Origin of the sequence: Streptomyces sp. NPDC057543 (assembly GCF_042801895.1) — a bacterium.
Taxonomy (GTDB): Bacteria; Actinomycetota; Actinomycetes; order Streptomycetales; family Streptomycetaceae; genus Streptomyces.
Genome location: NZ_JBHVFF010000255.1, coordinates 1 through 13,149 on the forward strand (window position 1 = coordinate 1; position 13,149 = coordinate 13,149).

Annotated in this window: 8 protein-coding genes; 6 read left to right on the forward strand and 2 right to left on the reverse strand. The window is 67.5% G+C overall.

Features of this window, described 5'->3' with window-relative positions; genetic code table 11:
* Positions 1-882 precede the first annotated feature (882 nt).
* From ACFU8Q_RS31775 to ACFU8Q_RS31785, 3 genes are read left to right on the forward strand one after another with little or no spacing between them, the layout of a single operon-like run.
* Positions 883-1,188 (forward strand): hypothetical protein, encoded by a 306-nt coding sequence (locus ACFU8Q_RS31775; protein ID WP_384460598.1) that lies wholly within the window; start codon positions 883-885, stop codon positions 1,186-1,188.
* A gap of 19 nt (positions 1,189-1,207) precedes the next feature.
* Complete coding sequence (locus ACFU8Q_RS31780; protein ID WP_384460601.1) at positions 1,208-2,506, forward strand: putative T7SS-secreted protein; 1,299 nt, start codon at positions 1,208-1,210, stop codon at positions 2,504-2,506.
* Between the two features lie 35 nt (positions 2,507-2,541).
* The gene (locus ACFU8Q_RS31785) at positions 2,542-3,054 is read left to right on the forward strand and encodes a hypothetical protein (RefSeq protein ID WP_384460604.1); all 513 of its coding nucleotides are present in this window, start codon (positions 2,542-2,544) and stop codon (positions 3,052-3,054) included.
* Positions 3,055-3,312: 258 nt separating this feature from the next.
* Here the strand turns inward: ACFU8Q_RS31785 and ACFU8Q_RS31790 are convergent, their stop codons facing one another.
* Together ACFU8Q_RS31790 and eccCa are read right to left on the reverse strand one after the other, a co-directional pair.
* Positions 3,313-4,029 (reverse strand): hypothetical protein, encoded by a 717-nt coding sequence (locus ACFU8Q_RS31790; protein ID WP_384460607.1) that lies wholly within the window; start codon positions 4,027-4,029, stop codon positions 3,313-3,315.
* A gap of 178 nt (positions 4,030-4,207) precedes the next feature.
* Positions 4,208-8,182 carry a type VII secretion protein EccCa gene (gene eccCa, locus ACFU8Q_RS31795; protein ID WP_384460610.1) on the reverse strand — a complete coding sequence of 1,325 codons (3,975 nt, stop codon included), beginning with the start codon at positions 8,180-8,182 and terminating at the stop codon, positions 4,208-4,210.
* 235 nt (positions 8,183-8,417) lie between these two features.
* Here eccCa and eccD point away from each other — a divergent pair, with 235 nt between their 5' ends.
* The 3 genes from eccD (at position 8,418) to ACFU8Q_RS31810 (ending at position 13,131) form a co-directional block, all read left to right on the forward strand.
* The gene (gene eccD / locus ACFU8Q_RS31800; RefSeq protein ID WP_384460619.1) at positions 8,418-9,920 is read left to right on the forward strand and encodes a type VII secretion integral membrane protein EccD; all 1,503 of its coding nucleotides are present in this window, start codon (positions 8,418-8,420) and stop codon (positions 9,918-9,920) included.
* Positions 9,921-10,280: 360 nt separating this feature from the next.
* Positions 10,281-10,571 carry a 30S ribosomal protein S15 gene (gene rpsO / locus ACFU8Q_RS31805; protein WP_189546018.1) on the forward strand — a complete coding sequence of 97 codons (291 nt, stop codon included), beginning with the start codon at positions 10,281-10,283 and terminating at the stop codon, positions 10,569-10,571.
* Between the two features lie 346 nt (positions 10,572-10,917).
* Complete coding sequence (locus tag ACFU8Q_RS31810; RefSeq protein WP_384460615.1) at positions 10,918-13,131, forward strand: polyribonucleotide nucleotidyltransferase; 2,214 nt, start codon at positions 10,918-10,920, stop codon at positions 13,129-13,131.
* Positions 13,132-13,149 lie beyond the last annotated feature (18 nt).

The following is a 13,149-nucleotide window of genomic DNA, read 5'->3' on the forward strand; positions in this document are numbered from 1 at the left end:
GGCGTGGAGTTCGCCCGCGGCTTCCCCGTAGACGTCGGTGTGTGCTCCAGGGCGTCGCAGGAACAGTTGAGTCTCGGCAGTGAGCCTTCGGGTGGAGGCGGCCCTCGGCGCGGTGAGCCTGCCCTTGTCGAAGGGGATCGGAGTGCAGGCGCCCGTGGGGCGGTGCGCAAAGACTTCCCGACCCTGTCGTCGGCGAACTCCCCGGGGCCGTCCGGTTCACGCAATTGTGCGGACAGTGGCCGGGGGCTGTGGCCGAAAGGCGGAGTAGTACGTCGTCTTCATCTGTAGGCATCTGGGCGCGGTCAAGCGGATGCCCTGCTCGTCACGGCGCTCGAAACAGCAGATGGCGCACCTGTAACGGGCCATCGATATCGTTCCGGGCGCCGAGTCCGGACGACACCTCAGGGAGGGTGCTGCGCCCCCGTACCGGCCGACGGTGCCCGCGTCCTGCCCTTGTACGTCCCCCGGCTCGCCCGCGAGGGTCGCGAGATCGGACACCTCCTCGTCGCTGCGGGAGTCATCCCGTGCGCTGGACCATTGCGTCCAAGCGATGCCACCGAACGCGCGACGGAAGAGGAGCAAGGCGTCGGCGCTGGGTGGATGGACACAACACCACTCAAGATCCCAGTTGTTGAAGATGACCACGCGACACCGCCCAGGTGAGTGGAGCGAGGCTTTGTCGTTCGTGAGTCCGTTCGGCTTGTGCTCCCCGGCGTGGTGACGGGGGGCGCATGAGGGGCTCACCGGGCGTCCTGAGCAGCCGAGTCGGGCGTAGTGAGGGAGGTGGTGAGGGCGTCAATCCTGGCTGGTATTGGTGCTAGCGTGTGAGAGCTGGACACCAATGCGATTACGTACAGGCGGAGTTGAAAGCGGGGGAATCTGGTGACGGCTGATCTCGGTGTGGGCCCGGGCGTCCTCAAGAAGGGCGCTTCGGACATTCTGGAAGGCCTCAAGCCGGTCGAGAAGGTGGACTTGAAGTCACTGTCCGAGCAGGGCTCTGCGGCCGGGGACAATGCGGCAACCGCGGCACTGGTGACGTTCTGCACCACCTGGCAGTTGGGGGCGGAGTTCCTCAGGGACTGCGCGGTGACCCTGGCGGGTGGGCTGAACTCGGCCAACAACAACTACGCGGAGACGGACGAAGCCATCCGCGACGCGGTGAACTCGGTCAAGTCGGACTTGAGCTAGAGACGGGGGATTCGAATCCATGGGAGCCGCGCTGGGGTCGACGAACGACCCCAAGGAACTCATACCCGGCGACGTCGGAAAGCTGACTGGGCTCGCCACCACCCTCACCAGCTGGTCGGAAAAGTTCGAAGGAATCGCCAACGGCCTGCGCGACCTGAAGATCCCGGGCTGGAAGGGTGAGGCCAGCGACGCGTTCTGGCCCACCTTGTCCAAGGAGAAGGCCAACTGGCATCTCGCTTCCGACGCGATGTCCGGGGCGGCCGCAGCGGTCACCTCCTACTCCTCCACTCTGGGCTGGGCGCAGCAGCAGGCCTCGACCGCGATCGAGCAGTGGAAGGCCGGGCAGCACGACACGGCGGAAGAGACCTTGAAGGCCGCGCGCAATCAGCTCAAGCCCGAGACCGAGAAGCTGGTCAAGAAGCTCGGCGATTTGGCGGGCGGCGCTGCCGGCAGCCCCGGCTGGCTGGCCGACGCCAGGGATTGGGTCGATGCCCGGCAGTGGGCCACTGATCACGGAGTCGGCAAAACCAGCCAGAGCCGGTCGATATGGGAAGACGGGAAGTGGCGGGAGGGAGATGGCCGCTTCCGGCACCGGCAAAAGGAGTGGGGCAAGGGCGAAGACGGCAGCTGGTTCATCCGGGACAAGTCTTCTGACTCCGGGGACCAGGACACATCTGGCAACAAGGCCAATGTGAACATCAAGCTCGCCGAGTGGACGGGCGACGCCAGCGCCTGGTCGTTCGGCACCGGCCCGGGCGAGACGACGGTCGGTGGCGCCAAGCTGAAGGGCCAAGCAGGCATCGACCTGCTCGGAGTCAGCGGGACCGCCGGTGCGAGCATCAAAGACGGGCAGCTGCAGGCCGGTCTTTCGGGGAGCGCATACCTGGCACAGGCTTCCGCGAAAGGCAGTGCGGAATACGGCATCGCCGCGGTCCAGGGTGAAGCGAAGGCCTACGTCGGTGCGGATGCCTCGGCCACGGTCGGCGTAGGCAAGGACGGAGTGCACGCCGGCGCGGAGGCGTTCGCCGGAGCCAAGGCCACCGGGTCGGTTTCCGCCGATGTCGGCGGCGTCGGTGCCGGTGTCACCGGCGAGGCGTGGGCGGGTGTGGGTGCATCCGCCAGTGCCGACTTGGGCATGAAGGACGGCAAGTTCACCATCGGCGGCGAGCTCGGGGCCGGTCTGGGCGTCGGCGGCAAGGTCTCTTTCGACGTCACCATCGATGCCGGCAAGATGATCGACTCGGTCGGTGACGCGGCGGACGCGGTGGGTAGTGGTGCAAAGTCGGCCTGGGACCACACACTCGGCGCGCTGTTCTAGCCTGGGCTGTAGTTCATCGAAGGAGTGGGTCCACCATGGCGACTACGTTGCCGATCAAGATCTCGTTTTCGCTGCCGGAAGGCTGGCAGGCCGCACCGCCGGACGAGGTGGGAGCACCCGGCGTCGCCTTCGTCGCTCTTCATCCCGCCTCCATTGACGGGTTCACGGCGAACATCACCATCGCTGGGCGGATGCGTAACGACAGCGCCACCATGTGGCAGATCGCCGACGAGTCGGTGCAGCGGCTGGCGGAGGCAGGGACCGTAGAGGTCGTCAAGAAGACCGAAGTGGGTACCCCGGACATCCCGGGCCTGACGGACTCCCCGGGTGTGGTCCAGAACCTCCGCCTCTCCACCACCCTGAGGGGGGAGCCTCTGGAACTGCTCCAGAGCCAGGTGTACCTCGGCATGGAGGACGTCAAGAATCCGGCGAAGCGTGTTGTCATCGAACTCGTCCTGACGGCAAAGCCGACCCAACTCGACGAAGTCATCGAGGACTTCAAGACCTTCCTCCGGACGGTGCGCCCGGCCGACGAAACTCCTGCCTAGTGCCGCTCCCGGCACCGGCCTTGCCATTTCGGTCGACGCGGTGCGAGTTGGTGTTCTGAAACGCGGAAGTGCCTTCTGAGCTGGGATGATGAACCTTGTCGAGAGGTTCTCTCGTTCCAGGCGGAAGGCACTCTCTGTGTGCAGGGTATCGATCGACGAACAGCATCCCGTCACTGCAAAGGAAACGCCGAGGCCGGATGCCAGAGTGCCCCGCGCCCCGGTGAACCATGGTCACGGGGCAAGGGGCACTCTGCTTGCTCAGGCAGCCGGCCAAGCCTGTGCGGGAATCAGGTCCAGTATGTCGCAGAGGTAGTTCAACTTCTCGTCGACAGCCTGCGGAGACAGAGTGCCTGTGTACCAGGTGAACAGCTCGTTTTCGCGCAACGCAAACGGGGACTTCTTGGCTCGTGGATCCGCGAGCACAAAGGGCACCACGGTATCGGTCAAGGTATCCCGGACAAATGACTCGTCCTTGGTGACGATCCGAAATTCCTCATCGAATGCCGGCACGCCGAGCTGCATCTTGGTCCTCCGGTCGAGAGCCAAGTCCAGCTTGCTCGGGTGATATATCTGCACAAACGGCGCTGAGCCGGGCGCCGTCACGACGAGGACTGCCCGGATGATGGGCTTCCTCTGCTCCCCGACTTCGTGGGTCGACATGGGGCTGACATAGCGATATTCGAAGTACACGAAGGGGCGACCGCGGAACTCTCCCGTGGTGTAGTGCCAGGCGCTCAGATTCGTGCCCTTGTCGGGAAGGGGAGTTATCCCGCAATAGTGATCGATCCGCCCGTTCGTGCGCTGTGTGTATGTCCAACCACGTTCCTGGGCAATCCGGGCGAGCTGTGCATGCTCCTCCCTGACCTGCGCATCCTTCTTGCGTCCGCGCCTGCCCATGATGAAGACGAGGGTGAACATCCCCGCGATGAAGGTGAAGAGAAGTACCTTCACCAGAATCCCTACCAGAAGCTCCATGACCCATGATTATGGGGGACGGTGAGCGACGGCGTGAACCGGAGCCTGCAGCCGCTATCGGCTCGTTCCAGGGGTGGCAGTTGGACGAGCCGCCGCCCCGGTTCCGACGTAGGAGAGGGCGTGGAGCACGAGGCGGGCGGGAACAGCCACACGGGCCGTCCCCGCCGCGCACGCGGCGCTACCGCTCCCCGTCCATGAGCCCGGACTGCACCAGCGGATTCCCGCGCCGTCGCGTGACGAAGATTCCCCGACCCGGGGGCATCGGGCGCGGCCGTACGTTGCCGAGGACGTCCCCCTCGATGGGGTCTCCCGAGAGCATCAGGCCCTGCGCGCCCAGCTCCATGATGCGCTGCATGAACGGCTCGTACAGGGCCCGTCCGGCCCCCGCCGTATTGCGGGCGATGATGAACCGGACGCCGACGTCACGTGAGAACGGCAGCATCTCCGTGAGCTTGGCCAGCGGGTTCCCGCTGGACGTGGAGACCAGGTCGTAGTCGTCGACGACCACGTACACCGTCGGGCCGCGCCACCAACTGCGTTCGCGCAGTTCCTGCGCCGTGACGTCGGGCGACGGCGTACGGCGCTTCATCAGGTCGTACAGCGCGTCCACGTGGTGCTCCATGTTGTTGGACATGGGCACGTACTCCGCCAGGTGCGTCGCAGGGGTGACGTCCAGGAGCGCTCGCCGGTTGTCGATGACGAAGAACTTGCAGGCATTCCCCTCGTACCTCTCGGTCAACTGCTTGATGAGTAGCCGCAGCAGATTGGACTTGCCGGACTCGCTCTCGCCGAACACCAGGAAGAACGGATCGCGCTCGAAGTCGAGGAAGACCGGCTCCAGGTTGTTCTCGTCGATACCGAACGCGATGCCCCGCTCCGGATGCGCGTAGCCCGTGGGCAGTTCGCGCACCGGGAGTTCGCGGGGCAGCAGCCGGACCGCCGGGGCGGGAGCCGCGGTCCAGTGCCGGGCGACCTCCTGGTTCATGGCCGCCGTTGCCTCGGAGAGGTCGCTGTCGGAGTTGATGCCGTCGATCCGCGGTACCGCGGCCATGAAGTGCAGCTTCTCCGGCGTGAGACCACGACCGGGCACGCCGGCCGGCACGTTGACCGCGACCTTGCGGTCCAGTTCGGAGTCCATGACGTCGCCGAGCCGCAGCTCGAGCCGGTTCATCAGGTGGTCCTTGAGGTTGGCCCGTACCTCCATGGAGCGCGACGCCGTGACGATCAGGTGGATGCCGTATCCGAGGCCGCGCGCCGCGATGTCCACGGCCGCCGATTCCAGTCCCTCGTAGTCCGTACGGAAGTTGCCCCAGCCGTCGATGATCAGGAAGACGTCGCCCCACGGCTGGTCCGTGACCGAGATGTCGCCGCGCGCCCGCAGCCTGCGGAAGGTGGCGATGGAGTCGATGCCCGCGCTGCGGAAGTACTCCTCGCGCCGCGCCATGATCCCGTACACCTCGGAGACCGTGCGCCGCACCCGCTCCGGGTCGAGCCGGGAGGCGATCCCGCCGACGTGCGGCAGACCGGAGACCGAGGCCATGCCGCCGCCACCGAAGTCGAGTCCGTAGAACTGGACCTCCTGGGGCGTGTGGGTGAGTGCGAAGCCCGCGATGAGTGTGCGCAACAGCGTGGACTTGCCGGACTGCGGACCACCGGTGATCTGCATGTGGCCCGCGGCGCCGGAGAAGTCCCGGTAGAGCGTGTCGCGCCGCTGCTCGTACGGCTTGTCGACCACGCCGAGCGGTACGACGAGCCGGCCCGAACCCTCGAATCCGGGCTGGGTCAGCCCACGGCCCTCGACCGCGGAGAGCCCCGGAAGCAGCTCGTCCAGCGACGGCGGGTTGTCCAGCGGAGGGAGCCACACCTGGTGCGCGGAGGCCCCCCGGCCCTCCAGCCTGCGCACGATCACATCGAGCACCGTGTCCGCCAGGGCGTCGTCCTCGGGCGTACGCGCGTCGGGCACGGAGTCCCCGGTCCGCGGGCTCGGCTGGACGTACTGCACCGGCACCGGAGCCGCCGTGAACACCACCGGCCTGCGGTCCACCGGCAGGGGCCCGGAGGATACGGCCGGCTGGGCGCCCGAGCGGTACACCCCGGAGACGTACGCGGCCTTGAAGCGCACCATCTCGTCCGTGCCGTACTTCAGGTAGCCGGAACCCGGGACGTTGGGCAGGTGGTAGGCGTCGGGCACACCCAGCGCCGCCCGGGACTCGCCCGCCGAGAACGTGCGCAGGCCGATCCGGTACGACAGATAGGTCTCCAGCCCGCGCAGCCGCCCCTCCTCCAAGCGCTGCGAGGCCAGCAGCAGGTGGACGCCCAGCGAACGGCCGATGCGCCCGATCTGGACGAACATCTCGATGAAGTCGGGCTTGGCGGTCAGCAGTTCACTGAACTCGTCGATGACCAGAACGAGCGAGGGAATGGGCTGCAGTGGGGCGCCCGCGGCACGCGCCCTCTCGTAGTCGTGGATGTTGGCGTAGTTGCCCGCGTCGCGCAGCATTTCCTGGCGCCGGTTGAGCTCACCGCTGATGGAGTCGCCCATCCGGTCGACCAGCGTCAGATCGTCCGCGAGGTTGGTGATCACCGCTGCGACGTGCGGCATCTGTGCCATACCGGCGAAGGTGGCACCGCCCTTGAAGTCCGCGAGGACGAAGTTGAGCGTCTCCGAGGTGTGGGTGACGGCCAGGCCGAGTACGAGCGTACGCAGCAGTTCGGACTTGCCGGAACCGGTGGCGCCGACGCACAGGCCATGCGGCCCCATGCCCTCCTGCGCCGCCTCCTTGAGGTCCAGCATCACCGGGGCGCCGTCCTCGCCGACGCCGATCGGGACGCGCAGCCGCTCCGCCTGGGAGCGGGCCCGCCAGGTCCTGCTGACGTCGATCGAGGCGGCGTCACCGAGGTTCAGCAGATCGGTGAATTCGAGATTGGCGAGCAGCGGCTCGTCGTCGTCCCCGCCCGTGGCCACATGCAGCGGCGCCAGTTGCCGGGCCAGTGCTTCGGCGGCCTCGTAACTGAGCAGGTCGGGAAGGCCGTCGTAGACCAGCCCGTGCCCGGACTCCAGCTGCAGCGAATGGGGGTGCACCACGACGGACAGGCCGCCGCGCGCCCCGTTGACCTCACCCGGTACGACCTCGACGACCGTCACGCCCTGGAGGCCCTCGGCCGCGGCGAGCGCCGACACCGGCGATACGGACTGGCCGTCGAGCACGACGACGACATGAGGCTGGTCCATGAGCGGCTGGCCATCGGGCTGGAAGCGCGGCCGGCCCTCGAGCCGGCCCGCGAGCATTTCCTCCAGCTCCCCGATGCTCGTGGTGATCAGCCGGCGGACGCCGGCACCGTCGATGAAGTCCGGGGCCTGGACGTGCGGAAGCCACTTCGTCCATTCCCAGCTCGGGGCGGCGTCCCGGTCCGTCGCGACGGCGATGATCAGGTCCTCGGGGGAATGCAGCGAGGCGAGCGCACCGACCATCGCACGGGCCGTGGCACGGACGGACTCCGCTTCGCCGCTGATCGTCAGGTGGTAGAAGGCGCGCAGCGAGACCGCCATGGGCAGACCGTCCAGCGTGCTGTGGGTCGTCAGGAACTGCTGCATCGCCCCCGCGGTCAGCGGCTCCAGCTCATCGACCGGCGCGGTCTGCGGAGCGATGAGCGGCGTGGCGAGTTCCTGACTGCCCAGGCCGATGCGTACCTGCGCGAAGTCGGCGTCACCAACGCGGCGCTCCCAGACTCGGCTGCCCTCGGCGACAAGCGCCCACAACTGGTCCGGGGACGGGTGGAGATAGAACTGTGCGTCGCGCTGTTTGCGGGCTGTCTTCAGCACGGCGCGTCTGGTTTGCGTCAGATACTTCAGATAGTCACGCCGCATGTCGGCGAGCTGCCCCTGAGCGCCCCGCCGGAAGCGGACCATCGTCGCAACGGCCATGGCGACCGTCGACGCGATCATGATTATGCCCATGATCCGCATGATCGGGTTCGGGGTCATGAAGAAGAAGACGACGGAGCCACCCATGCCGAGCATCGGCAGCAGCTGCATCATCACCCCCTCCTGCTGACCGCGAGGCAGTTCGGGCGGAGGTTGCAACTGCACCTGCTCGTCCGACACTTCGGAGGGCAGGGCCCGCGGTGGGCGCTTGACGACAATCTGGCTCACAGCTCACCAATTCCCTTGCCGGACAGAACTGTTCGTATCGGCGCCCCCGTGGCGACGGGTTCCATCCGCGGGAGGATCCTACTGGCGTATGGAATGACATCGAGAGCGGTAGGGTGTCGCGACGCGTGTAAGCATTCGCTAACTACCGCAAGGAAACGGTCATTCGGGGCGCGAGCGAGGCCCGCGATCCCGGGGTTCGTTTCAGGAGAACGATGAGGGGGAGCAGCAGGTGACTATGACGGCCCAAGCGGCGGCCACCGGACAAGGTCGGCCGGGTCCCGGAGTTCTGGCCGGCAACGGAACCGGTTTCTGCCGGGTCACGGTCGTCGCGCCCGACAGCCGCGTCGACGTGGCGCTGCCCGAGGACATTCCCGTCGCCGACCTGTACCCGGAGATCCTCCGGCTGTCGGGACAGAGCCCCGCCGAGGGCGCTCCGGTCGGCTATCACCTGGTACGTCGCGACGGCACCGTCCTCGACAGCGGGCGCACCCTGGCCGGTCAGCGCATCCTCGACGGCGAACTGCTGTCCCTGCGCCCCTTCTCCGAGTCGCTGCCCCCCGCGGTCTTCGACGACGTCTCCGACGCGGTCGCCTCCGCCGTCGCCCGGGACCGCGCCCTCTGGGGCGACAGCCTCATGCGCGGAGCCGGGCTCTTCGGAGGATCGCTCCTGCTGGTCCTGCTCGGCTTCGTGCTGTGGACCTCCGGCCCCCGGCACGACATGCACGGCCTGCCGGGCGTCCTTGCCGCGATCATCGCCGTACTCGCTCTCGCACTCGCCTGCGTACGTGCGCGCGTGTACGACGACCGGGGATCGTCCACGGCTCTGGGGATCGGTGCGCTCGCGAACGCCGCGGTCTCCGGCGCCGGGCTGCTACCACTCGGCGAGGGAGAGGGCATCGGCAGGCTCCAGTTCCTGCTCGCCTGCGCCGCCGTATTGGTCGCGGCGGTGATCCTCATGATCGCCGCCCCGGGCGGGGACGGTGTCTTCGTCGCGTTCGTGTTCGCAGCCGCCATCGGCCTGCTGGTCACCTTCGTCGCGATCATGACCGGCATGGCGCCTGCGGAGACCGCGGCGGTGTGCGCCCCGCTCTCCGTGGGTGTCCTGGCCTTCCTGCCTGGTCTCTCCACCCGCTTCGCCCGCCTTCCCATCGGCTTCGAGCCGCCCCGTACCACCGTCGGTGACTACGGGACGTCCGAGTCGACACCGCAGGGCCCGGTCGACGCCGACCGCATCGCCGCCCAGGCGCGGCGCGGCCACGAACTGCTCGTCGGCCTGGTCGGCGGATGCGCACTGGTGGCCGTGGGCGCCGCAGCCGTCCTGGGATTCTCGGACAGCGTCTGGGGCCAGCTGTTGGCGCTCACCACCGGAGTCGCCATGCTGATGCGTTCCCACCTGTTCCGTTACACGGCGCAGGTCGGATGCGCGCTGGCGGCGGGTCTCGGCGCTCTCGTGCTCCTGGGCCTCGGCCTGTCGCTCAATCCGCCGGTCGAAATGCTGCGCGAGGCCGTCGCGGGGGACAACACCGCGCTCGACATCCGTACGATCTGGCTCGCCGCAGCCGTTGCGGGCGCCGCTGCCCTGATCACCGCCATAGGGCTGATCGTGCCGCGCAAGGGAGTCACCCCGTTCTGGGGGCGCTTCCTGGAGATCGCCGAAGCGTGTGTGCTCCTGACGCTGATCCCCCTGTGCCTCGCCGTTTTCGATATCTACCACTCGATCCGCGCGCTCACGAGCTGACCCCGCGGGCCCACCCGTCCAATCCGAGCTCAGCCGTACCAAACCCGGGCTCTGCCGGCAGAGCCCGGGCTCAGTCAGGCCAAACCCGAGCTCAGCCGGCAGAACCCGAGCTCAGCCGGGCAAAATCAAGCCCGTCCGGTGATTGAGGACAAAGCCGTGCCCCGGCGCCCGGGTCCACCTCACCCCCGACCGAACCGGCTCCGCCGGACTGGTACGCTGTGTGACGGCCGTTTGTGTACGCCCTCCCGGATCATCCTGGGAGCTGCGCTCATCGGACCTTCGCCCCCGAGTAACGGAAGCCCCCCTGAGAACAGACCAGGGGCACTCGCAGGCGCATCGAACATCAAAGAGGAGTACCGCGTGTCGCTCGACGCCGCTACGAAGAAGCAGATCATGGCCGAGTTCGCCACCAAGGAGGGTGACACCGGTTCCCCCGAGGTCCAGGTCGCGATGCTCTCCCGTCGGATCTCGGACCTGACGGAGCACCTCAAGACCCACAAGCACGACCACCACTCCCGCCGTGGTCTGCTGATCCTGGTCGGCCAGCGTCGCCGCCTTCTGCAGTACCTGGCCAAGAAGGACATCCAGCGCTTCCGTGCCCTGGTCGACCGCCTCGGCATCCGCCGCGGTGCGGCCGGCGGCGCCAAGTAAAGCGCCGTGAAGGGAGCGGTTCCCACTAATAAGGGGGCCGCTCCCTTTGTTGTACGTACGATTGTGCGTACGTACGCATGTACGGGACGTGTCGGGTCCGCCCGCACGCCCGGAATGCCAAGCTGAGTCGAATCTCAGTAACCTGGTCGAAGAACGACCGGCAGAACGAACCACGGACGAGCGAGAAGCAGACCTCCCCGCCGCCGGTCCTCGGTAGTGGCCCCCGGACTCATGTACCCGGGTGCTTCGATCGAAGACCGGCCCGCCGATGGAGGGCTTCTCCGCTACCGTCCCCCGCCACACGGGCGTGGGGGCGAGAAGACGATATGTATCGGAGAAAACGCTAGTGGAGAACGAGACCCACTACGCCGAGGCCGTTATCGACAACGGAACCTTCGGCACCCGCACCATCCGCTTCGAGACGGGCCGCCTGGCCAAGCAGGCCGCCGGCTCCGCCGTCGCGTACCTGGACGACGACACCATGGTGCTGTCGGCCACCACCGCGTCCAAGAAGCCCAAGGACCAGCTCGACTTCTTCCCCCTCACGGTGGACGTCGAGGAGCGGCAGTACGCCGCCGGCAAGATCCCCGGCTCCTTCTTCCGTCGTGAGGGCCGGCCCTCCGAGGACGCGATCCTCACCTGCCGCCTGATCGACCGCCCGCTGCGCCCCTCCTTCAAGAAGGGCCTGCGCAACGAGATCCAGATCGTCGAGACGATCATGGCGCTCAACCCCGACCACCTGTACGACGTGGTCGCGATCAACGCCGCCTCCTGCTCCACGCAGCTGGCCGGCCTGCCCTTCTCCGGCCCGGTCGGCGGCACCCGTGTCGCCCTGATCAAGGGCCAGTGGGTCGCTTTCCCGACGCACACCGAGCTCGAGGACGCCGTCTTCGACATGGTCGTCGCCGGTCGCGTCCTGGAGGACGGCGACGTCGCGATCATGATGGTCGAGGCCGAGGCCACCGAGAAGACCATCCAGCTCGTCAAGGACGGGGCCGAGGCCCCGACCGAAGAGGTCGTCGCCGCCGGTCTCGAAGCCGCGAAGCCCTTCATCAAGGCGCTCTGCAAGGCTCAGTCGGACCTCGCCGCCAAGGCCGCCAAGCCCACCGGCGACTTCCCGGTCTTCCTGGACTACCAGGACGACGTCTTCGAGGCGCTCGCCGCCGCCGTGACGTCCGAGCTGGCCCAGGCGCTCACCATCGCCGGCAAGCAGGACCGCGAGGCCGAGCTGGACCGCGTCAAGGAGATCGCCGCCGAGAAGCTGCTCCCGGCCTTCGAGGGCCGCGAGAAGGAGATCTCCGCCGCGTACCGTTCGCTGACCAAGAAGCTGGTCCGCGAGCGCGTCATCAAGGACAAGGTCCGCATCGACGGCCGTGGCGTCACGGACATCCGTACGCTCGCCGCCGAGGTCGAGGCCATCCCGCGGGTGCACGGCTCGGCGCTGTTCGAGCGTGGCGAGACCCAGATCCTGGGCGTCACCACCCTCAACATGCTCCGCATGGAGCAGCAGCTGGACACCCTCTCCCCGGTGACCCGCAAGCGCTACATGCACAACTACAACTTCCCGCCGTACTCCGTCGGTGAGACCGGCCGCGTGGGCTCGCCCAAGCGCCGCGAGATCGGCCACGGTGCGCTCGCCGAGCGCGCCATCGTGCCGGTGCTGCCGACGCGCGAGGAGTTCCCCTACGCGATCCGCCAGGTCTCCGAGGCGCTGGGCTCCAACGGCTCGACGTCCATGGGCTCGGTCTGCGCCTCCACCATGTCGCTGCTGAACGCCGGTGTGCCGCTCAAGGCCGCCGTCGCCGGTATCGCCATGGGCCTGATCTCCCAGGAGATCGACGGCAAGACCCACTACGTCGCCCTCACCGACATCCTCGGTGCGGAGGACGCCTTCGGCGACATGGACTTCAAGGTCGCCGGTACGAAGCAGTTCGTCACCGCGCTCCAGCTCGACACCAAGCTCGACGGCATCCCCGCCTCGGTCCTGGCCGCCGCGCTGAAGCAGGCCCGCGACGCCCGCCTCCACATCCTCGATGTGATGAACGAGGCCATCGACGTCCCGGACGAGATGTCCCCGAACGCCCCGCGGATCATCACGGTCAAGATCCCGGTGGACAAGATCGGTGAGGTCATCGGCCCCAAGGGCAAGATGATCAACCAGATCCAGGAGGACACCGGCGCCGACATCACGATCGAGGACGACGGCACCATCTACATCGGTGCCGCCGACGGACCGGCCGCCGAGGCCGCCCGCGCCACGATCAACTCGATCGCCAACCCGACCATGCCGGAGGTCGGCGAGCGCTACCTGGGTACGGTCGTCAAGACCACCACCTTCGGTGCGTTCGTGTCCCTCATGCCGGGCAAGGACGGTCTGCTGCACATCTCGCAGATCCGCAAGCTCGCCGGTGGCAAGCGCGTGGAGAACGTCGAGGACGTGCTCGGCGTCGGCACCAAGGTCCAGGTCGAGATCGCCGAGATCGACTCCCGTGGCAAGCTCTCCCTGATCCCGGTCGTCGAGGGCGAAGAAGACGAGAAGAAGGACGACGCCTCCAAGTGACGTCCCGTAGTTCCGTGA